This is a genomic window from Curtobacterium sp. MCBA15_008 (assembly GCF_001865065.1).
Taxonomy (GTDB): domain Bacteria; phylum Actinomycetota; class Actinomycetes; order Actinomycetales; family Microbacteriaceae; genus Curtobacterium.
In genome coordinates this window covers 90,054-111,559 of the sequence record NZ_MJGN01000034.1, presented here as the reverse complement: position 1 = coordinate 111,559, position 21,506 = coordinate 90,054, and the positions used below count along the sequence as shown (strand labels likewise).

Sequence of the window (21,506 nt, the reverse complement as noted above, 5' to 3'; positions counted from 1 at the left end):
TCCAACGAAGAACGGAGCAGGAGTTTCAATATTCGCATCTGAAATAAAAAATAGCAACCGAGAGTCGTGCTCGAGGTCGTGGTACCAACTTGCGCCTCTCCGACGCAACTTTCGGCTCCGGAACTTGACGCGCCTCCTGTCCGGAGTAGAGTTGAGTCCATCGGACGCAAGTCCGGCAGACTTCAGCACCACAGCAACGACAGAAGGAGCACCCACACATGGGACGTGCAGTAGGCATCGACCTCGGAACCACCAACTCGGTCGTCAGCGTTCTCGAGGGTGGCGAGCCCACCGTCATCGCGAACGCCGAGGGCATGCGCACCACGCCGTCGATCGTCGCGTTCACCAAGGACGGCGAGGTCCTGGTCGGCGAGACCGCGAAGCGCCAGGCGGTCACGAACGTCGACCGCACCATCGCGAGCGTCAAGCGCCACGTCGGCACCGACTGGACGACCGAGATCGACGGCAAGAAGTACACGCCGCAGGAGATCTCGGCCCGCACCCTCGGCAAGCTCAAGCGCGACGCCGAGCAGTACCTCGGTGAAGACGTCACCGACGCGGTCATCACCGTGCCGGCGTACTTCAACGACGCCGAGCGCCAGGCCACGAAGGACGCCGGTGAGATCGCCGGCCTCAACGTCCTCCGCATCATCAACGAGCCGACCGCGGCCGCGCTGGCGTACGGCCTCGACAAGGGCAAGGAAGACGAGCTCATCCTGGTCTTCGACCTCGGTGGCGGCACGTTCGACGTCTCCCTGCTCGAGGTGGGCAAGGACGACGACTTCTCGACGATCCAGGTCCGTGCGACCTCCGGCGACAACCGCCTCGGTGGTGACGACTGGGACCAGCGCATCGTCGACTACCTGATCAAGAAGTTCAAGGACGAGCACGGCGTCGACCTGTCCACGGACAAGATCGCCAAGCAGCGCCTGAAGGAAGCGGCTGAGCAGGCCAAGAAGGAGCTGTCGTCGCAGATGTCGGCGAACATCCAGCTCCCGTACCTGACGCTCACCGCCGAGGGCCCGCTCAACCTCGACGAGACCATCTCGCGCGCCCAGTTCGAGCAGATGACCTCCGACCTGCTCGACCGCACGAAGAAGCCCTTCAACGACGTCATCAAGGAAGCGGGCGTGTCCGTCAACGACATCGCGCACGTGGTCCTCGTCGGTGGCTCGACCCGTATGCCCGCCGTGGCCGAGGTCGTCAAGTCGCTGACCGGTGGCAAGTCGCCGAACCAGGGCGTCAACCCGGACGAGGTCGTCGCCGTCGGTGCCGCACTGCAGGCCGGTGTGCTGAAGGGTGAGCGCAAGGACGTCCTGCTCATCGACGTCACGCCGCTCTCGCTCGGCATCGAGACCAAGGGCGGGCTGATGACGAAGCTCATCGACCGCAACACCGCGATCCCGACCAAGCGCAGCGAGACCTTCACGACCGCCGACGACAACCAGCCGTCGGTCGCGATCCAGGTCTTCCAGGGCGAGCGCGAGTTCACCCGCGACAACAAGCCGCTCGGCACGTTCGAGCTCACCGGCATCGCGCCGGCTCCCCGTGGCGTCCCGCAGGTCGAGGTCACCTTCGACATCGACGCCAACGGCATCGTGCACGTGTCCGCGAAGGACAAGGGCACCGGCAAGGAGCAGTCGATGGTCATCTCCGGCGGCTCGTCGCTGCCGAAGGAGGACATCGAGCGCATGGTCCGCGAAGCCGAGGAGCACGCCGCCGAGGACAAGGCCCGTCGTGAGGCGAACGAGCGTCGCAACCAGGCCGAGCAGCTCGTCTACTCGATCGAGAAGCTCATCAAGGAGAACGACGAGAAGCTCCCCGCGGACGTCAAGTCCGAGGTGCAGGCCGACGTCGACGCGCTGAAGTCCGCGCTCGCGGGCGAGGACGAGGACGCCGTGAAGACGGCCTTCGACAAGCTCAACGAGTCGCAGGGCAAGCTCGGCCAGGCGATCTACTCCCAGCAGGACGCGGGCGCTGCGGCCGGTGGCGAGCAGCCCTCCGCCGACGGTCAGGCGCAGGCGGACGACGAGGACATCGTCGACGCCGAGGTCGTGGACGACGAGGACGACAAGGACAAGAAGTAACGATGACGGACCCCAAGGACAACGTCCCCAACGAGGACGAACCCCAGGTCGAGGGTGACGCCACCAACGCCGAGCAGCCGGAGGACCTGATCGAGGCCGAGGGCCCCGACGTCGAGGTACCGACCGACGCGGCGAACGACCTCTCCCCGGAGGACGAGGCGCTGCTCGCGGATGCGGCTCGCGGGATGGCCGAGGACAAGCTGTCCACGGCCGACCGTGACCTCGTCGCCGAGATGCGCGCGGACATGCTCCGTGCGCAGGCGGAGCTGGTGAACTTCCGGAAGCGCGTCGAGCGCGACCGCGAGGCCAACCGCGAGGTCGCCATCGCCGAAGTGGTGCGTGCACTCCTGCCGGCGCTCGACGACCTGACCCGCGCCGAGGCCCACGGCGATCTGGCCGAAGGCCCCATGCAGGTCATCGGCCAGAAGATCCGCGGCGGCTTCGACAAGTTCAAGCTCGTGCAGATCGGCGAGAAGGGCGAGGCCTTCGACCCGAACATCCACGAGGCGATCGTGCAGCTCCCGACCCCGGGCGCCACCGGCCAGACCGTGGCGGACGTCGTCGAGCCGGGCTACAAGCTCGGCGAGCGCGTGCTCCGCGCGGCCAAGGTCGCGGTGGCGGTCCCGGCCTGAGCGCAGGGAGGAGGTAGGGATTCATGGCCAGTCAGGACTGGTTCGACAAGGACTTCTACAAGGTCCTCGGCGTCGACAAGACGGCGAGTGACGCTGAGCTGAAGAAGACCTACCGGAAGCTCGCGCGGCAGTTCCACCCGGACTCCAACCCGGGTGACGCTTCGGCCGAGAACCGCTTCAAGGAGATCAGCGAGGCGTACTCGGTGCTCTCCGACAAGGAGCAGCGCCAGGAGTACGACCAGGTCCGCGCCATGGGCTCCGGCGCTCGCTTCACGGCGGGCGGCGGAGGCCAGGGCGGTGGCTTCGAGGACGTCTTCGGCGGCATGTTCGGCCAGCAGGGCGGCGGGCAACGCGTCCGCTTCGGCCAGGGCGGCGGCGGAGCCGGCGGCTTCGAGGACATCCTCGGCGGGATGTTCGGTGGCGGCGCGGGTGGTGGCTTCGGCCAGCCCTCCGGCGGCTACCGCGGCTTCGGTGGTCCGACGAAGGGGCGCGACGTCACCGCGACGACGACGCTCGACTTCACGACGGCCATCACCGGTGACACGGTCAAGCTCTCGCAGGGCAACGGCCGCCCGGTGAACGTCCGCATCCCCGCGGGCGTCGCCGACGGCCAGAAGATCCGGCTCCGAGGGCGTGGGGAACCGTCGCCCGACGGCGGCGAGTCCGGCGACCTCGTGGTCACCGTCACCGTCCGGAAGCACCCGGTGTTCGAGCGCGACGGGCAGAACCTCCGCCTGGACGTCCCCGTGACGTTCGTGGAGGCAGCACTCGGCGCGACGATCCAGGTCCCGACGCTCGGCGGCGAGCCCGTCAAGTTGAAGGTCGCTCCCGGCACGCCGTCGGGTCGAGTTCTCCGGGTGAAGGGTCGCGGCGTCACGACGAAGAACGGGACGGGCGACCTGCTCGCCACCGTCCAGGTCGCGGTGCCGTCGCACCTGTCCGACAAGGCACGCGAGGCCGTCGAGGCGCTCGCGGCCGCACTGCCGGACGAGGATCCCCGCGAGGACCTCCTCGCCAAGGCGCGCAGCTAGGACCACGGAAGAACAGCAGTAGACCCAGCCTGGAGGAACGGCGCGGCTTCCTGACGGACGCTCGCCGAGCCTCCAGGCTGGTTTGCAATCCACGCGGACGACGGAAAGGAACTGGCCATGACCGACATGGACGAGAACTCGCCCGTCTTCGCGATCGCGGTGGCGGCGGAGCTCGCGGAGATGCACCCGCAGACGCTGCGGCAGTACGACCGGCTCGGCCTGGTCGTGCCTGGCCGGACCCGCGGCGGGTCCCGCCGGTACTCGATGCGCGACATCGCGCAGCTGCGCGAGATCGCGCGCCTCGGGTCCGAGGGGGTGTCGCTGGAGGGGATCCGGCGCGTGCTCGAACTCGAGAACGAGAACAAGGAACTGCGCGACCGTGTGCGGGAGCTCGAGACGGCGTTGGCCGACCAGCTCATCAACCGGCCGGGCGCGCGGGTGTTCGCGGCGACGGCGACCGGAGCGGCGATCTCGCTGAAGGCGGGCTCCCGGCCGCAGCGGAACACCCAGATCGTGCTGTACCGCGGGCCGCGCTGACCCCGCGCCGTCCTGGCTGGAGCGCGGTTCGACGGCCCGGACAGCCGCGAACGGCTACGCTGCACCGGTGCCACCGTTCGACTTCGCCGACCTCTTCCGCCGCCGGTCCGACGCCGGCCCCGACCTCGTCGCGATCGACGGCACCGACCGGTTCATCCTCGACGAAGCGCCGAACGTCCACGGCGACGCGCTCCGCCAGCCCGGCGCGGTCGCGGTCGTGGACGACGTGCACGGCGTGATCACCCTGGGGGTGCTGGCGCTGCACGGGGCGGCCGACGTCCGCGTGGTGCAGGACTCCCTCGTCGGGGAACGCGCACTCGAGGCGAACGCGGGCACCTTCGGACGCCGCGGCTTCCACCACCCGGACTCCTACGAGGCAGCCTTCCGCGATGCCCGACTCGTCCTGCTCCGACTCTCGAAGTCGCACGACCGGCTCGACGAGATCGCCCGCGCCGTCGCTCGGTTCGCCGCTCCCGACGTCGTCCTGCTCTGCGGCGGTCGGACGAAGTTCATGACGCTGTCGCAGAACGACGTGCTGCGACGGTCCTTCGGCGAGGTGACCGCGTCACGCGGCCGGGGCAAGTCACGGCTGCTCATCGCGCAGGACCCGCTGACCGCGACGGCGAACCGTGCCGCGATCACGTCGCCGTGGCCGCGGGTCGTGCACAACGACGAACTCGGCATGACGATCGCCGCGCACGGCGGTGTGTTCGCCGGGACGTCGCTGGACCTGGGGACGCGCGTGCTGCTCGGCGTCATGGACGACGCGGTGCCGACGGCGCGGGTCGCCGTCGACCTGGGGTCCGGCAACGGCGTGATCGCGACCGAGATCGCCCGGCGTCGATCGACGATCAAGGTCGTCGCGACGGACGTGGCGTGGACCGCGGTGGCGAGCACGCGGGCGACGGCCGACCTGAACGGCGTGGGGGACCGGGTGACCACGGTGCGGAGCGACGCGGGCGACGAGCTCGACGAGGGCTCCGCGCAACTGGTCCTCTGCAACCCGCCGTTCCACGCGGACACCACCGTGAGCACCGACGCGGCCGAGGCGATGTTCCGGAACGCGGCCACGATCCTCCAGTCCGGTGGCGAACTGTGGTGCGTCTGGAACTCGCACCTGCGCTACCGGCCGGTGCTCGAGAAGGTGGTCGGGCCGACGCGGCAGGTCACCCGGACCGACCGGTTCACCGTCACGGCTTCCCGCCGGGCATGACGAAAGGGCGGCCGCGCAATGCGACCGCCCTTCGACAACCAGTGACTACGCCGGGACGTAGTCGAACGTGTCCGGGTCCGGACCCGTCCGGTGGCCCTTGTCGAGCGTGCTGATGTCCGTCATGTCCTCGCCCGAGAGCTCGAAGTCGAAGATCGCGAAGTTCTCCTCGACGCGGGCACGGGTCACCGACTTCGGGAACACGATGTCGCCGCGCTGGATGTGCCAGCGGAGCACGACCTGCGCCGGGCTCTTGCCGTGCGCCGAGGCGATGCGGGTGATGGTCTCGTCGTCGAGCACGAGGCCCTGCGCGATCGGGGACCAGGCCTCGGTCGCGATGCCGAGCTCGGAGTCCACCGCGCGGAGCTCGTCCTGCGTGAGGTACGGGTGCACCTCGATCTGGTTGACGGCCGGCGTGATGGTCGTCTCCGAGATCAGGCGGCGGAGGTGGTGCGCCTGGAAGTTCGAGACGCCGATCGAGCGGGAGGTGCCGGCGTGGTACAGGTCCTCGAGGGCCTTCCACGTGGGGACGAAGTCCGACACGGTGGGGAGCGGCCAGTGGATGAGGAACAGGTCGGTGTAGCCGCCGAGCAGCTCCGCCGACTTCTTGCCGTTCTCCAGCGCGAGTTCGGGGTCGTGGAAGCCGTTGTTGAGCTTCGAGGTCACGAAGATCTCGGAACGGTCGATGCCGGACTCCGCGATGGCCTCGCCCACCTCTTTCTCGTTGCCGTACATCTCGGCGGTGTCGATGTGGCGGTAGCCGACCTCGAGCGCCGCGAGCGTCGCGGCCTTCGTCTCGGAGGGGTCGATCTGGAAGACACCGAAGCCGAGCTGCGGGATGGTCTTGCCGTCGTTCAGGGTGATGTTCGGAACGGTCATGCTGCCATGCAACCAAAGGCCCCCCAGGAGGCATTCCGGAAACACCCAGCCGGGCGCGCCGAGACGCGGAACCTTGCGACCGGCGTCGCCGCTCAGGCCAGCGCGGCGCCGATGTACGCGAGCAGAGCCTGCCCGTACGCATCGGCGGCGACCGGCTCCGAGAAGGTCTGCGGGGCGCCGGAGATGGTCGCCGTCACCACGAACGACGACCCGGACGCCTCGAGCGACACGAACGCCGGCCCGAGCAGCTCGCGCAGCTGGTCCTCGCGCGGCAGCCAGAGCGACTCGGACGCCTCGACCGAGTCGAGCGCCCACTCGGTGGTGCCGTTGAAGCCCAGCACGGTGCCGGACGGGTAGTCGTGCCGTTCGACGGTCATCTCGGACACGGTGTAGACGTCGTCGTCGACGCCGGGCTTGTCGATGACGAACCGGTCGCCGGTGGTGGGGTGCCAGCGGAGCCCAGCCGCGCGGAGGGAACGGGCGAGTGCGGGAGCGATCACCCCACCCACACTGCCACGGAACGCGGGACTCAGACGTTGCAGAGGGCAAGCCGTACTAGCATCGCCGAGCACCCCTACGCGCGGCCGCACCAGCGTCCGCGCGCGCGACGCGACGACGCCCGGCCAACCGGTGTCGCGCCTCCAGGCCGCCCGAACCGGCCCCGAGGCGGGCAGCCGGCCGGCGTCCCGACCGCGGCGGACACCACCTCCGTCCGCCGAAGAGAAGGACCCGCATGACCCTCGAACGCGAGGAACTCCGCGACGACTGGACCGTGAGCATGGTCGGAGGGACCGGTGCGCCGGACGGCGTCGCAGGCCGGGCGATCCCGGCGACGGTCCCCGGGCAGGTGCACACCGACCTGGAGCGCGAGGGGCTGCTGGCCGACCCGACGTTCGACCGCAACGAGGACGCCGCCAAGTGGGTCGGACGCGCGGACTGGTCGTACCAGCGCACCGTGGACGTCGACCCGCGGGGCTTCGAGCGCGTCGACCTGGTGTGCGACGGCCTCGACACGGTCGCGGAACTGAGCCTGGACGGCGTCGTCGTCGGCACGACCCGCAACATGCACCGTCGCTACCGCTTCGACGCCCGCGACCAGACCGGCGGCGTCGGCCGGGGGAGCAAGACGCTCGAGCTCCTGTTCGAGTCGCCCTACCGTGAAGCCGGACGGGTGGCTGCGAAGGCCGGGTCCATGCCGGGCCCCTACGACGAGCCCTTCCCGTACATCCGGAAGATGGCGTCGAACTTCGGCTGGGACTGGGGACTGACGGCGGTGACGAGCGGGCCGTGGCGTCCGGTCGCGATCGAGCGCTGGTCCACCGCCCGCCTGCGCGACGTGCGGCCGCTGGTCGACGTCGAGGCCGGCGAGGGCGTGCTCGACGCGCACCTCACGGTCGAGCGCTCGGGGATGAACGACCTCGACCAGGACGGCGAGGACGACGACCTCGTGCTGGTCGTCACCGTCAGCGGACACACCGCCGAGGGGACGGCGACCCGGCAGCGGTCCCGCGCGCAGCTCACGCCGAAGGACGACGAGACGGTGGTCACCGTCCGCGTGCCCGACGTGCAGCGCTGGTGGCCGCGGGGCTACGGCGAGCAGGCGCGCTACGACGTGGTCGTCGAGCTGCAGACCGTCGACGGCGAGGTGCTCGACCGCGAGGCCTTCCGCACCGGCTTCCGGTCGACCCGGGTCGACACGACCTCGGACGCGGTCGGCAAGCCCTTCACGATCCACGTCAACGGCACCCCGATCGACGTCCGCGGCGTGAACTGGATCCCGGACGACGTGATCGTGTCGCGGGTCGACCGTGCGCGGGTGCAGTCCCGCCTGGCGGCCGCCGCCGACCTCAACGTCAACCTCGTGCGGGTCTGGGGCGGCGGGGTCTACGAGTCGAACGACTTCTACGACGTCTGCGACGAGCTCGGCCTGCTCGTCTGGCAGGACTTCCCATTCGCCTGCTCGGCCTACCCCGAGGGCGAGCCGATCCGCAGCGAGGTCATCGCCGAGGCGCGCGACAACGTCGCCCGGCTGTCCCGGCACCCCTCGCTGGTGCTCTGGAACGGCAACAACGAGAACATCTGGCTGCACGACGCGGACGGCTGGGGCGAGGAGCTCGGCGACCGCGGCTGGGGCCTCGACTACTACCTCGACCTGCTGCCGACGATCGTCGACGCGGTGGACCCGTCGCGGTTCTACACGGTGGCGTCGCCCTGGTCGGGCGACGAGGCGCTCGCCGCCAACGACGTCGACCACGAGACGCACCACTCGTGGGACGTCTGGAACCGGCTGTCCGACGAGCACTACCGTTCGTCGGTCCCCAGGTTCGTGTCCGAGTTCGGCTGGCAGGCGCCGCCCGCGTGGCGGACGCTGCGTGACGCGGTCGCCGACGAGCCGCTCCGCGTGGACTCGCCCGGCGTGGTGCACCACCAGAAGGCGGCGGACGGGATGGGCAAGCTCGCCCGCGGGCTCGAGCCCCGGTTCGGCGCCGTCGACCCCGCCGCGTTCGACGCGTGGCTCTACCTCACCCAGCTCCAGCAGACGCGCGCGATCGCGACCGGCGTCGAGCACTGGCGGACGCACTGGCCGCGCAACACCGGTGTGATCGTGTGGCAGCTCAACGACCTGTGGCCGGTGTCGTCGTGGTCGGCGATCGACTCGGCGGGGCGCCTCAAGCCGTTGGCGCACGAGCTGCGCCGGCTCTACGACGACGTGCTGCTGACGATCCGTCCGGTGGGCACGCCCGCAGCGTCGGCTCCGGCTGGTGGGACGGACGGGCCTGGAGGCGCGGATCGCCCAGCGCCGACCGCCCCCGTCGCCGAGACGGCCGAGCTGGGCGACCTGGCGGACACGCTGTCGCTCGGGGTGTCGCCCGGCGCGTTCGGCCACTCGCCGATCGAGGTCGCCGTCCGCTCCACCCGGACCGGACACGACAGCGTGGTGCGCGTGCGGCGGATCACCCTCGCCGGCACCGTGCTCGCAGAGGTCACGCTGCCGGTGCACCTGTCGGCGGCGGGCGTCGCCGTCGTGGCGCTGCCCGAGTCGGTCGGCGTGGTGGACGACCCCACGAACGAGCTGATCGTGGCCGACATGGACTGGCGCCGAGCGGTGTGGACCCCGGCGCCGGACAAGGACATGCGGTGGGAGCCGGCGCGCTACCGGACGTCGTTCACGCCGGTGGGCGACGACGGGCTGCAGCTCGTCGTCGAGGCCGAGGGACTGGTGCGCGACCTGCTCGTCCAGCCCGACCGGGTCGCTCCGACCGGCACCGTCGACCGCGGGTTCATGACCCTGCTGCCCGGCGAGACCGTGTCGTTCCGGCTGCGCGGCGTGACCGAGGCGGACGTGCCCGCACTCCGTCAGGCACCCGTGATCTCGACGCTCGACGAGGCGCTCGACCATTGATATCCAGAGTTCCAGGGTGATATATTCGTAGGACGCCCCGCGCAGTCGCGTTTCCCCCGACTGTGTGGGGCGTCCGGTCGACCTCCCGTCGCGCCGGTGGCCGACAGGAGGACCGTTCGATGTCACTCGCGCTCCGCACCACGATCGCACCCGACACGCCGGCCACCGTGGGGCGGAAGCCGCGCCGAGCGTCGTCGCCACCCGTGACGACGGTGCTCGACCTCGCACTGCTGCTCGTGGCGTTCACCGTCGCGCACGTGCTCCGGTTCCCGTCGGAGCTCTCGCGGGGCTCGGTCGACGCCGGATGGGTCGAGTTCGTCGTCGCCCCCGCGATCGTGGTGGTCTGGATGACGCTGCTCTCGCTGTTCCGTACCCGTGACCCGAGGATCACCGGTGTCGGCGGCGACGAGTACCGACGACTGCTGACCGCCAGCCTCCTGACCGGTGCGGCCGTGGCGGTCATCGCCTACGGCACGAACGTCGACATCGCCCGCGGGTACGTCGCCATCGCGTTCCCGCTCGGGCTGCTGTTCCTCGCGATCGGGCGCAAGGCACTCCGGACCGCGCTCGTCCGTCGGCGTGCCCGGGGTGAACGGCTGCAGGAAGTCCTGCTCGTCGGTGACGCCGACGACGTCCGCTACGTCGGGCGCCGCATCGCAGCGACGCCCACCGCCGGGTACCGGGTGTGCGCCGTGGTGACGGACTGCGCGCCGACCGGCGCGGAACTCGACCTCGACGGGGCCGTGGTCCCGGTGGTGGGCGGCATCGACGACGTGCTGGACCTCGCCCGGACCCAGGGCGTCTCGGCGGTCGTCGTCGCGGGTGCGGTCCGCGGCGGCCACGAGCGGCTGCGGCGCCTCGGCTGGCAGCTCGAGGAACACGGCGTCGAGCTGGTCGTGTCCTCGCCCCTGGCCGACATCGCGGCTGGCCGTGTGCACGAGCGCCCCGTCGACGGGCTGCCGCTGATGCACGTGGAGACGCCGGACTACCGGCGCCGCATCGGCAAGCGGGCCCTCGACGTGCTCGGCGCCGGGCTCGGCCTGCTGCTGCTCGCGCCGGTGTTCGCCGTCATCGCACTGGTCATCCGCGCGGACGACCACGGCCCGGTCTTCTTCCGCCAGACGCGCGTCGGTCGCGGCGGCCAGGAGTTCTCGATCCTCAAGTTCCGGACCATGTGCACCGATGCCGAAGCCCGCGTCGCGGCGCTCGACCAGGCGAACGAGGGCTCGGGGCCGCTCTTCAAGATGAAGGACGACCCGCGGGTGACGCGCGTCGGGTCCTTCCTGCGCCGCACGTCGCTCGACGAACTGCCGCAGCTGTGGAACGTCCTGACCGGGTCGATGAGCCTGGTCGGTCCCCGCCCGGCGCTCCCGCGTGAGGTCGCCCTCTACGAGGACTTCGCCGACCGTCGGCTGCTCGTGACCCCGGGCATCACCGGCCTCTGGCAGGTCAGCGGTCGATCGGACCTCGACTGGGTCGACGGCGTCCGGCTCGACCTGCACTACGTCGAGAACTGGTCCTTCGCCCACGACGTCGTGATCCTCGCGCGGACGATCCCGTCCGTCCTGCGTTCCCGCGGCGCCTACTGACCCGCCAGCCTGGGCGAACGGTGTCCGTCCGGGGGTCGGCCTGTGATTCCCGGGGAGTGCGAGTTACGATGGTGGGACGACGGACTTCCGCCGCACGCGTCGACGGTGACTCGGAGACGGCGACCAGATCCAGATTCAAGGAGTCATGATGCTCGGAAACCTCGGTGGGATTCACCTGCTGGTCATCCTCGGGATCGTCATCCTGCTGTTCGGTGCGACCAAGCTCCCGGCGCTCGCCAAGGGCCTCGGTCAGTCGATCAACATCTTCAAGAAGGAGATGAGCGACGACGAGAAGAAGGCCAAGAACGCTGACGGCCCGACGAACACGACCGTCAACAACACCGCGGCCGAGCCCGCCGCTCCCGTGGCGCAGCCGGTCGTGAACCCCGGCCCCTCGGTGCAGCCCAACTCCGACTCCCGGAACTAGGCAGCAGCACCCGCGATCCAGGACACCCAGCCCCGTCCTGTCGGCAGCCCCCGCGACCACTCGGTCGCGGGGGCTTCGGCATGCGGGCCCGTCGTGCCGATGGGCCGCGTGCGGGGGAGCGGCAGGGACAGGCGCCGCGACCCGCGAGGGCGGAGGATGAGCGCATGACCACTCCGCCCGCGGCGCACCCGGCCGCCACCGCACCCCTCCGTGACGACCGGCGGGTCGTGCTGGTGGTGGCGATCCTGTCGTCGTTCGTGGTGGGGCTCGACTCGAGCGTGGTGAACGTCGCGCTGCCGGCGATCCGCGACGAGCTCGGCGGTGGACTCGTCGTGCAGCAGTGGACCGTCGACGCGTACCTGGTGACGCTCGGGTCGCTCATCCTCGTCGCCGGCAGTCTGTCCGACCTGTTCGGCCGGGTGCGGATCATCACGTGGGGGCTGGTGGTCTTCGGGATCGCCTCCGTCGCGTGCGCGATCGCACCCACGGGCGAGGTCCTCATCGTCGCGCGGGCGTTCCAGGGTGTCGGCGGTGCGCTGGTGACCCCGAGCGCGCTGGCACTCATCGTCGCGGCGTTCCGCGGGGCGGCGCAGGCGAAGGCGATCGGCACCTGGACGGCGTGGTCGAGCGCGGCGACGATCCTCGGCCCGGTCGTCGGCGGCCTGATCGTGGACGGCATCGGCTGGCGGTGGATCTTCGTGCTGACGGCGATCCCGATCGCGGTGACGATCCCGCTCGTGCGGCGCATCCAGGCCGAGGTGCGGGTCGGGCCGCGAGCGAAGGTGGACGTCGTCGGTGCGGTCCTCGCCGTGGTGGGCGTCGGTGGCGCGGTGCTCGGGCTCATCGAGCAGGAGCGGCTGGGATGGGGATCGCCGGTCGTGGTGGCTGCGCTCGTGATCGGTGCCGTGGCCCTGGCGGCGTTCGTGCCGTGGGAGCTCCACGTCACACGGACGTCGGGTGGCCCGCTGGTGCCGCTCGAGCTGTTCCGGGCGCGGAACTTCGCGGTCGGCAACCTCGCGACGCTGTCGATCTACGGCGCGCTCGGCATGGTGTTCTTCGTGGTGACGCTGTTCCTGCAGGAGGTCTGGCACTACCCGGCCTGGCTCGCGGGTCTCGCGACGCTGCCGCCGACCGTGATGCTCCTGCTGCTGTCCACGACGGTCGGGTCCCTCGCCGGCAAGTACGGTCCGCGGTGGTTCATGGCTGCCGGCCCCGCGATCGGTGCGGTCGGGGCGCTCCTGCTCCTCTTCGCGGGCAGCGACCCGGCGGGGTACTGGTGGTCGGTGCTGCCCGGGCTGGTCCTCATCGGAGCGGGGATCTCGGTCATGGTGACGCCGCTGACGAGTGCCGTGCTGGGGTCCGTCCCGCAGTCCGAAGCGGGGTCGGGTTCGGCGGTCAACAACGCGGTGGCACGCATCGCCGGCCTGGTGACGGTGGCGCTGGCGGGGGTCCTCCTCGGGGGAGCGGTGAGCGTGGACGGACTGCACCGGGCCATGGTGGTGATGGCGCTGCTCCTGGTGGCGGGAGCGGCGGTCAGCGCCGTCGGGATCCGGAATCCGAAGACGGAACAGCCCCTCGCGCGGTAAACTTGAGTCAGGCTGGCTCAACCAGCCGAACGACCATCGCAACGAAAGGACGGAACGCATGGCGAACCTCCAGGGCGCTCCTGACTCGCAAGAGCGACAGAAGACCGCCCTCGAGCAATACGGCGTCGACCTCACCGAGATCGCCCGCAGCGGCAAGCTCGACCCGGTGATCGGTCGCGACGCCGAGATCCGGCGCGTCAGCCAGGTGCTGACGCGCCGCACCAAGAACAACCCCGTGCTCATCGGGGAACCCGGCGTCGGCAAGACCGCCGTCGTCGAGGGACTCGCCCAGCGCATCATCGCGGGCGACGTCGCCGACTCCCTCAAGGACAAGCGCCTCGTGTCGCTCGACATGTCCGCGCTCATCGCCGGCGCGAAGTACCGCGGCGAGTTCGAGGAGCGGCTCAAGGCCGTGCTCAAGGAGATCAACGACTCCGACGGGCAGGTCATCACGTTCATCGACGAGCTGCACACGCTCATGGGCGCGGGTGGCGGCGAGGGCTCCGTCGCGGCGTCGAACATGCTCAAGCCGATGCTGGCGCGCGGCGAACTGCGGCTCATCGGGGCGACGACGCTCGACGAGTACCGCGAGTACATCGAGAAGGACGCCGCCCTCGAACGACGCTTCCAGCAGGTCTTCGTCGGCGAGCCGAGCGTCGAGGACACCGTGGCGATCCTCCGCGGCCTGAAGGAGCGCTACGAGGCGCACCACAAGGTGACGATCAACGACTCCGCGCTCGTCGCCGCGTCGAGCCTGTCGAACCGGTACATCTCCGGCCGCCAGCTGCCCGACAAGGCCATCGACCTCATCGACGAGGCCGCCAGCCGGCTCCGCATGGAGATCGACTCCAGCCCGGTCGAGATCGACGAGCTGAAGCGGAACGTCGACCGCCTGCGCGTCGAGGAGTTCGCGCTCAAGCAGGAGAAGGACGACGCCTCGAAGGCCCGTCTCGAGACCCTGCGGAACGAACTGCACACGCGCGAGGAACGACTCGGCGAGCTCGAGCAGCGCTGGCAGGCCGAGCGCGCGAGCCTGAACCGGATCGGCGAGCTCAAGCAGCAGCTCGACGAGCTCAACATGCGGTCGCAGCGTGCCCAGCGTGAGGCCGACTACGAGCTCGTCTCGCGGATCGAGTACAGCGAGAAGCCGCGCATCGAGGCCGAGCTCGCCGCCGCCGAGCAGGCCGAGTCCGCCGACCGGATGGTGAACGACAGCGTCACCGACGAGGACATCGCCGCCGTGATCGCGCAGTGGACGGGCATCCCGCTCGGGCGGCTGCTGCAGGGTGAGACCGAGAAGCTCCTGCACCTCGAGAACGAGCTCGGTCGCCGGATCATCGGGCAGCGCACCGCGGTGTCGACCGTGTCCGAGGCCGTCCGTCGCACCCGCGCCGGCATCTCCGACCCGGACCGTCCGACGGGCTCGTTCCTGTTCCTCGGCCCCACCGGTGTCGGCAAGACCGAGCTGGCCAAGGCGCTCGCCGAGTTCCTGTTCGACGACGAGAAGGCCCTCGTCCGCATCGACATGAGCGAGTACGGCGAGAAGCACTCGGTCGCGCGGCTCATCGGCGCCCCGCCCGGGTACGTCGGCTACGAGGCCGGTGGGCAGCTCACCGAGACCGTCCGCCGTCGCCCGTACTCCGTGGTCCTGCTGGACGAGATCGAGAAGGCGCACCCCGAGGTCTTCGACGTGCTGCTGCAGGTGCTCGACGACGGGCGCCTGACCGACGGGCAGGGCCGGACGGTCGACTTCCGGAACACCATCCTGATCCTGACGTCGAACCTCGGTTCGCAGTTCATGACCGACCAGTCCCTGAGTGACGTCCAGCGCGAAGAGGCCGTCCGCGAGCTGGTGCAGCAGGCGTTCCGGCCGGAGTTCATCAACCGGCTCGACGACATCGTGGTGTTCCAGGCGCTGACGGAGGAGGACCTCGGCCAGATCGTCTCCCTCTACGTCGACCGTCTCGCACGCCGCCTGACCGACCGTCGGCTGGAGCTGGCGGTCACGCCGGACGCCCGGAGCTGGCTCGCCGAGCGCGGGTACGACCCGGTGTACGGCGCGCGCCCGCTCCGCCGGCTCATGCAGCGGCAGATCGACGACCGGCTGGCCCGCGCGATCCTGTCCGGTGAGGTGCGCGACGGTGACACCGTCCGCGTCGACGTCGCCGCAGGCGGCGACGAGCTGACGGTCGAACCGTTCGAACTGGCGGAGATCGTCGAGGAGTAGCGGACGCCCTGAACGGCACTGCCTGGAGGCGGTGCACCCATCCCTGGGACCGGTGCACCGCCTCCAGGCCTACTGTCCAGGGCATGCCTGAGCTGCCCCTGATCCGTCGCCTCACCGAGTCCGTCGAACACGCGAGCGTGCTCGACAAGGCGGTCGACATCGACCGGTCCGTCGTCAACGCCCTCGCGAAGCCGAAGGCGCTGCGACAGCTGCTGCACGGCGTGCCGTTCGGGCACCCGCTGCACCCGCTGATGGTGCAGGTGCCGCTCGGTGCGTGGATCTCGGCCGCCGTGCTCGACACGATCGGCGGCAAGGGCAACGCGAAGGCCGCGAAGACCCTCGTCGGTGTGGGGCTCGTGTCCTCCGGCAGCGCGACCGTCGCCGGGTACGTCGACTGGTCAGAACTCGACCGTGAGCAGCTCCGCACCGGCTGGGTGCACCAGGCCGTCAACTGGGTGGGCATCTCGCTGTACGGCCTGTCGTGGATGCAGCGGAAGCGCGGGAACCACGGCGCCGGCAAGCTCCTCGGGTACGCGGGACTCGCGGTCGTGGGGGTCGGGGGATACCTCGGCGGACACCTGGCGTACCGGCAGCGTGCGGGTGTCAGCCGCAGCGGTGAGGTCCCCTTCGACGCCTGAGGCACCACCCTCGGGGTTACGGCGGCGAAACACCCGTGCCCCGAGACTCGGGGCATGGACCACCTCAGCACCGAAACCGTCCCGCTCGCCGTCGTCCCGGGATCCGGCGGCGTCGAGTTCGTGATCCGCCTCGACGAAGCGGCCGGCGTCGTCCGTGTGGACCCAGCCGTCTCTTAGACATCTGGTATGCAATACATGCATGCGAGTACTGGTGGTGGACGACGAGATCGCCCTGGCGGACCTCGTCGCGCGGGGTCTGACGCGGCAGGACATGGCGGTCGACGTGGCGTACCGCGGGGACCACGCCGACGAGCTCCTCGCCGTGAACGACTACGACGTCGTCGTGCTCGACCGTGACGTACCGGGGCTGCACGGCGACGAGGTCGCCCGCGGGCTCGCAGCACGAGGCAGCCTCACCCGGATCATCATGCTCACGGCGGCGACCACGCTGACCGATCGGGTGAACGGCCTCGAGCTCGGCGCGGACGACTACCTCGCCAAGCCGTTCGAGTACCCGGAGCTCGTCGCACGGGTCCGCGCGCTCGGCCGACGCAGTGTCGCCCCCGTCGCTCCGGTCCTCGAGCGTGCCGGGATCGTCGTCGACACCAACCGGCGGATGGCGACCCGGGACGGCCGACCGCTCGACCTCACGTCGAAGGAGCTCGGCGTCCTCGAGACCCTGCTCCGCGCCGACGGACGCATCGTGTCCGCGGAGGAACTGCTCGAGAAGGTCTGGGACATGAACATCGACCCGTTCACCGCTGCCGTGCGGGTCACGATGTCGAAGCTCCGGCGGAAGCTCGGCGAACCGGATCCGATCCGGACGGTGCCGGGCACGGGCTAAGCGTTGTGAACCCGGTCCGGTCGCGGACCTGGAGCATCCGGAGCCGGACGGCGCTGGTGTTCGCGTTCGCGGCGATGGTCCTCGCCGCCGGCGTGGTCGTCTTCTCGAACCTGATGTCCCAGGCCGGGATCGGCGTGGCGCTCGGTGCCTCCACCGAACTCGACGGGTTGAGCGGTCGACCGTCGTTCTCCGCGACCGTTCCGCCTGCTGCCACCGAGACGCGTCCGGGCCGCGCCGGGGCCGCGGACCTTCCGGGTGACGCCGGGGCCGCGGACCTTCTTGGTCGCGCCGGGGCCGCCGATCCGGACGGGACCGTCGCCCGCGTCGTCGCCGACCAGCAGTGGCAGTGGTCCGCGATCGGCATCGCCGGCGCCGGCATCGTCGCCGGCGGGGTGGGGTGGCTCGTCAGCCGACGGATGCTCCGCCCCATCGACCGGATCACGGCGACGGCGAACCGGATCAGTGCGTCGAACCTCCACGAGCGCATCGCCCTCGACGGCCCCGACGACGAGCTCCGACGACTGTCCGGCACCGTCGACGACCTGCTCGACCGGCTGCAGACCGCGTTCGAGAGCCAGCGACGGTTCGTGGCGCAGGCCTCCCACGAGTTGCGGACGCCGCTCGCCGTCCAGCGCGCAGCGGTGCAGATCGGACTCCACGACGCCGCCGACCCCGTCGACGTGCGGAGCGTGCGCGACGAGCTCCTCGAACAGAACCGACGGACGGAACACCTGGTCGACTCGTTGCTCGTGCTCGCCGAGGCGGACCGCGGGCTCGCGGGCGTCGGGACTCCGATCGACTTCGCCTGGCTCGCCGGCGAGATCGTTGCGGGAGCCGCCGGACGCGCAGACGAGGCGGGCGTGTCGCTCTCGCTCGACGGCAGCCCCGCGCCTCCAGGCAGTCCCGCGATCACGGGCGAGCCGACGCTCGTCCGCCAACTGTTCGTCAACCTGGTCGGCAACGCCGTCGAGTACAACCACCCGGGCGGGTTCGTCCGCGTGGACACCAGGGCGGACGGGTTCTCGGTGGAGAACTCCGGCCCCGTGGTGCCGGAGGACGTGGCGGCGCTCCTGGTCGAGCCGTTCCGACGCTGCCCGGGAGCCCCGTCCACCGGTCGGCACAGCGGACTCGGGCTGTCGATCGTCGCCTCCATCGTGCAGGCACACGGCTGGCGGCTCGAGGTCGTCTCGCGTGCCGGTGGGGGCCTGCGCGTCGACGTTTCGTCGGGGTAACGCGGCGCGTGCGGGAGGCGAAACAGGCCGAGCGGTGTGCTGGGGACATGCAGAACCACACCCCCACCACCGTGTCACCCTCCACCCGGACCGGTCCGCTCGTCCGGACCGCGCACTCGCCGCAGCTCGGATCGGCGGTCGGGCGATGAGCGCCCGGGCGCGACGCCGGACCCTGACGGCCGGCGTCTGCCTGCTCGCCGTCCTCGCCGCCGGTGTGGGCACGTGGTCCGTCCTCGCGCCGCAGGGGTCGGCGTCGTCGGCCGCGGCGGAGACGGCGGCGGAGACCACGGGGAGCGGACGGCACATATCGGTCGTGACGTCGGGTGCGCTGACCGACTCGAAGGTGTTCTCCGGCGTCCTGGGCTACGGGATCCCGAGCGGTGTGCCCGGGGCGGCACCCGGGACGCTCACCTGGCTGCCCGAGCCCGGTCAGGTGATCCACCGCGACGAGTTCCTGTACGCCGTCGACGAGCGCGGCGTCCGGGCGATGCACGGGACGGTCCCGCTCTGGCGGTCGCTGGAGCGAGGCCAGCGGGGCACCGACGTCCGGCAGCTCAACGAGAACCTCGCGGCGCTCGGGTACGACGTGGCCCAGGACGACACGTTCGGTCCCCGGACCCAGCGCGCCGTGCGGCAGTGGCAGCGGGACCGCGGGCACGAGGTCACCGGCGTGCTGACCGCGGCGGACGTCGCGTTCGTCCCCGGCGACGTCCGTGTGGCGACGGTCGACGGCAGGCTCGGGCAGCGCGCCTCCGGGGACGTGCTGTCCGTGACGGGCACGAAGCGGATCGTCCTCGCGACGGTCCCGCAGCGGGACGCCGAGCGGCTCGCCGTCGGGACGTCGGTGCGGGTCCGGGTCAACGGGGCCGGTGCGGCGACGGCCGGCGAGGTCACGGACGTGCAGCCGAGTGCGGGCGAGGACGCCGCGTCGAAGGTCGACGTGTCGGTGTCGTTCGACCCCGGCGACCGCGAGCTGCCCGCGGCCGCATCCGCCCAGATCGAGGCCGCGGGTGCCTCCGAGCAGGACGTGCTCTCCGTGCCGGTCGCGGCGTTGGTCGCCACCGGCGACGGCGGCTACGCGGTCGACGTCGTACGGCGGGACGGCACCACGAAGCGGGTCGCCGTCAGACCGGGGCTGGCCGCCGACGGCCGGATCGCGGTCTCGGGCCACGTGTCCGAGGGCGACCGAGTGGTGGTGCCGGGATGAGCCGGGCCGTCCTGTCGCTCCGCGACGTCACGAAGACCTACGGCGACGTCGGGGCGCTCCGCGGCGTGACGCTCGACGTGACCGCCGGCGAGCTCGTCGCCGTCGTCGGCCCGTCCGGCTCCGGCAAGTCCACGATGCTCAACATCGTCGGCACGCTCGACCGCCCCACCGACGGCACCGTGACGATCGCCGGCAACGACGTCGCCACCATGTCGGACGACGCGCTCTCCCTGCTCCGCGCCGAGCACATCGGGTTCGTGTTCCAGCACTTCCACCTGCAGGCCGGGGCCACCGCGGCGGAGAACGTCGCGGACGGGCTCCTCTACGCCGGCACCGGTCGCCGGGAGCGCCACCGTCGTGCGGTCCACGCCCTCGGCCGAGTCGGACTCGGTCACCGGGTCGGGCACCTCCCGAACCAGCTCTCGGGTGGCGAGAAGCAGCGTGTCGCCATCGCGCGGGCGATCGTCGGCGACCCGACGATCCTGCTCGCCGACGAGCCGACCGGCGCGCTCGACTCGGCATCGGGCGCCGCGATCCTGGCCCTCCTCCGGGAGCTCAACGACGCCGGCACCACGGTGCTCGTGATCACGCACGACCTCGAACTCGCCGCGTCGCTGCCGCGCCGGGTCCGGATGCGCGACGGGCTCGTGGAGGACGACTCGGCTGCTGCGCACGCGGACGGTCCGCGTGCGGCCCCGGTGACGGCGGCGGCGCTCGCCGCGGCGATCGGCGGTGGACGGTGAGCGGGGAACGCGCGGTCCGTGCTCGGCTCGGTGGCGCGGACCTCCTCCGGCTCGGGGTGTTCGGGCTCCGCACACGGCCGGGGCGGGTCGTGCTCTCGGCACTGGGGATCGCGATCGGCATCGCGGCGATGATCGCCGTCGTCGGCATCTCGTCCTCGAGCAAGGCGAAGCTCGACCAGGTGCTCGACGCGCTCGGGACGAACGTGCTGACGGCCACGAAGGCGCAGGGGTTCGGCGACACCCCGCCGCTGCCGTCCACCGCGCTCGAGTCCGCGCTGCGGCAGGACGACGTGCAGACCGCCGCCGCGGTGGGCTCGGTGGACGACGCCGCCGTCTACCGCAACGAGTTCGTCCCGGCCCCCGAGACGAAGGGGATCGGCGTGATGGCGGCGTGGGGCGACGTGCCCGCGGTCCTCGGCGGCGAACTCGCGTCCGGCCGGTGGATCGACGACTCGGTAGGGGCACCGGAACAGGTCGTGCTCGGTGCCGACGCCGCCCGAGCCCTGGGGATCGAACGGGCCGGCGCTCAGACGCGCGTCTGGATGGACGGTCGCTGGATCCAGGTCGTCGGCGTGCTGCGGTCGATCCAGCTCGCCGGGGACCTGGACAACCAGGTGTTCGTGCCCCGGAGCCTGGCCGAGCGGCTCGGCTTCGACGGGGCACCGACGGCGGTGTACGCACGGGTCGATCCGGAGCGGGTCGCGCAGGCGCGCACGGTGCTCGCGGCGGGCATCCGGCCGGGATCGCCGCAGGACGTCGGTGTCACCCGACCGTCCGACGCCCTCGCCGCGAAGAACGCCACGGACGACTCGTTCACGGGGCTGCTCGTCGGGATCGGCGGGGTGGCACTGCTGGTCGGCGGCATCGGCGTCGCGAACACGATGGTGATCACGGTGCTCGAACGTCGTGCGGAGGTCGGGGTGCGCCGCGCGCTCGGAGCACGCCGACGGAACATCCGCGACCAGTTCCTGGTCGAGTCACTGCTGCTGTCGTTCCTCGGCGGGATCGCGGGGGTCGTCATCGGTGTCGGCGTGACGGTCGTGTTCGCGCTCGGGCAGGGGTGGCCGGTCGCGATCCCGCTCCGGGCCGTCGCCGGCGGGCTCGGTGCGACGGTGGTCATCGGTGGGGTGTCCGGCCTCTACCCGGCGGCGCGCGCCGCGCGCATCCCACCGACCTCCGCACTGGCTGCTGTGTGAGTCGCGTCGCGCAGTGGGGGTGACCGCCTGGAGGCGCG

Annotated in this window: 19 protein-coding genes; 17 read left to right on the top strand and 2 right to left on the bottom strand. The window is 71.1% G+C overall.

The features are described 5' to 3' along the window. The first annotated feature begins 218 nt into the window (after nt 1-218). The 5 genes from dnaK (at nt 219) to BIU96_RS13460 (ending at nt 5,500) form a co-directional block, all read left to right on the top strand. The gene (gene dnaK, locus BIU96_RS13480) at nt 219-2,087 is read left to right on the top strand and encodes a molecular chaperone DnaK (RefSeq protein ID WP_071293120.1); all 1,869 of its coding nucleotides are present in this window, start codon (nt 219-221) and stop codon (nt 2,085-2,087) included. Between the two features lie 2 nt (nt 2,088-2,089). After that, the gene (locus tag BIU96_RS13475) at nt 2,090-2,719 is read left to right on the top strand and encodes a nucleotide exchange factor GrpE (protein ID WP_071293119.1); all 630 of its coding nucleotides are present in this window, start codon (nt 2,090-2,092) and stop codon (nt 2,717-2,719) included. Nucleotides 2,720-2,742: 23 nt separating this feature from the next. After that, the gene (locus tag BIU96_RS13470; RefSeq protein ID WP_071293118.1) at nt 2,743-3,750 is read left to right on the top strand and encodes a DnaJ C-terminal domain-containing protein; all 1,008 of its coding nucleotides are present in this window, start codon (nt 2,743-2,745) and stop codon (nt 3,748-3,750) included. A 126-nt stretch (nt 3,751-3,876) separates the two neighbouring features. Continuing rightward, nucleotides 3,877-4,287 carry a MerR family transcriptional regulator gene (locus tag BIU96_RS13465; RefSeq protein ID WP_071293283.1) on the top strand — a complete coding sequence of 137 codons (411 nt, stop codon included), beginning with the start codon at nt 3,877-3,879 and terminating at the stop codon, nt 4,285-4,287. Nucleotides 4,288-4,354: 67 nt separating this feature from the next. Next, complete coding sequence (locus BIU96_RS13460; RefSeq protein WP_071293117.1) at nt 4,355-5,500, top strand: class I SAM-dependent methyltransferase; 1,146 nt, start codon at nt 4,355-4,357, stop codon at nt 5,498-5,500. A 45-nt stretch (nt 5,501-5,545) separates the two neighbouring features. On the opposite strand, the gene BIU96_RS13455 is transcribed toward BIU96_RS13460, so the two are convergent. Continuing rightward, a complete protein-coding gene (locus BIU96_RS13455; RefSeq protein ID WP_071293116.1) occupies nt 5,546-6,376 on the bottom strand; it encodes an aldo/keto reductase in 831 nt (276 codons plus the stop codon). A gap of 92 nt (nt 6,377-6,468) precedes the next feature. Beyond that, nucleotides 6,469-6,876 carry a pilus assembly protein CpaE gene (locus tag BIU96_RS13450; protein ID WP_071293115.1) on the bottom strand — a complete coding sequence of 136 codons (408 nt, stop codon included), beginning with the start codon at nt 6,874-6,876 and terminating at the stop codon, nt 6,469-6,471. Nucleotides 6,877-7,109: 233 nt separating this feature from the next. Here BIU96_RS13450 and BIU96_RS13445 point away from each other — a divergent pair, with 233 nt between their 5' ends. The 12 genes from BIU96_RS13445 (at nt 7,110) to BIU96_RS13395 (ending at nt 21,468) form a co-directional block, all read left to right on the top strand. Next, a complete protein-coding gene (locus tag BIU96_RS13445) occupies nt 7,110-9,779 on the top strand; it encodes a glycoside hydrolase family 2 protein (RefSeq protein ID WP_071293114.1) in 2,670 nt (889 codons plus the stop codon). 119 nt (nt 9,780-9,898) lie between these two features. Continuing rightward, nucleotides 9,899-11,368, top strand: coding sequence for a sugar transferase (locus BIU96_RS13440; RefSeq protein ID WP_071293282.1), 1,470 nt, complete (start codon nt 9,899-9,901; stop codon nt 11,366-11,368). A 148-nt stretch (nt 11,369-11,516) separates the two neighbouring features. Further along, complete coding sequence (tatA, locus tag BIU96_RS13435; RefSeq protein WP_071293281.1) at nt 11,517-11,795, top strand: twin-arginine translocase TatA/TatE family subunit; 279 nt, start codon at nt 11,517-11,519, stop codon at nt 11,793-11,795. 164 nt (nt 11,796-11,959) lie between these two features. Then, a complete protein-coding gene (locus tag BIU96_RS13430) occupies nt 11,960-13,381 on the top strand; it encodes an MFS transporter (protein WP_071293113.1) in 1,422 nt (473 codons plus the stop codon). A 58-nt stretch (nt 13,382-13,439) separates the two neighbouring features. Further along, nucleotides 13,440-15,608, top strand: coding sequence for an ATP-dependent Clp protease ATP-binding subunit (locus tag BIU96_RS13425; RefSeq protein WP_083402907.1), 2,169 nt, complete (start codon nt 13,440-13,442; stop codon nt 15,606-15,608). A gap of 83 nt (nt 15,609-15,691) precedes the next feature. Next, a complete protein-coding gene (locus tag BIU96_RS13420; RefSeq protein ID WP_071293112.1) occupies nt 15,692-16,246 on the top strand; it encodes a DUF2231 domain-containing protein in 555 nt (184 codons plus the stop codon). A gap of 54 nt (nt 16,247-16,300) precedes the next feature. Then, complete coding sequence (locus BIU96_RS20420) at nt 16,301-16,423, top strand: hypothetical protein (RefSeq protein ID WP_302847729.1); 123 nt, start codon at nt 16,301-16,303, stop codon at nt 16,421-16,423. A 22-nt stretch (nt 16,424-16,445) separates the two neighbouring features. Beyond that, nucleotides 16,446-17,090 (top strand): response regulator transcription factor, encoded by a 645-nt coding sequence (locus BIU96_RS13415; RefSeq protein WP_071293111.1) that lies wholly within the window; start codon nt 16,446-16,448, stop codon nt 17,088-17,090. A 5-nt stretch (nt 17,091-17,095) separates the two neighbouring features. Beyond that, on the top strand, nt 17,096-18,322 hold the full coding sequence (locus tag BIU96_RS13410) for a HAMP domain-containing sensor histidine kinase (RefSeq protein ID WP_071293110.1): 1,227 nt from the start codon (nt 17,096-17,098) through the stop codon (nt 18,320-18,322). A 145-nt stretch (nt 18,323-18,467) separates the two neighbouring features. Beyond that, nucleotides 18,468-19,529 carry a peptidoglycan-binding protein gene (locus BIU96_RS13405; protein ID WP_071293109.1) on the top strand — a complete coding sequence of 354 codons (1,062 nt, stop codon included), beginning with the start codon at nt 18,468-18,470 and terminating at the stop codon, nt 19,527-19,529. After that, complete coding sequence (locus BIU96_RS13400) at nt 19,526-20,272, top strand: ABC transporter ATP-binding protein (RefSeq protein WP_071293108.1); 747 nt, start codon at nt 19,526-19,528, stop codon at nt 20,270-20,272. Before BIU96_RS13405 ends, BIU96_RS13400 begins: the two co-directional genes overlap by 4 nt. After that, nucleotides 20,269-21,468: an ABC transporter permease gene (locus BIU96_RS13395; protein ID WP_071293107.1), complete on the top strand. Its 1,200-nt coding sequence runs from the start codon at nt 20,269-20,271 to the stop codon at nt 21,466-21,468. Before BIU96_RS13400 ends, BIU96_RS13395 begins: the two co-directional genes overlap by 4 nt. The last annotated feature ends 38 nt before the right edge of the window (nt 21,469-21,506 follow it).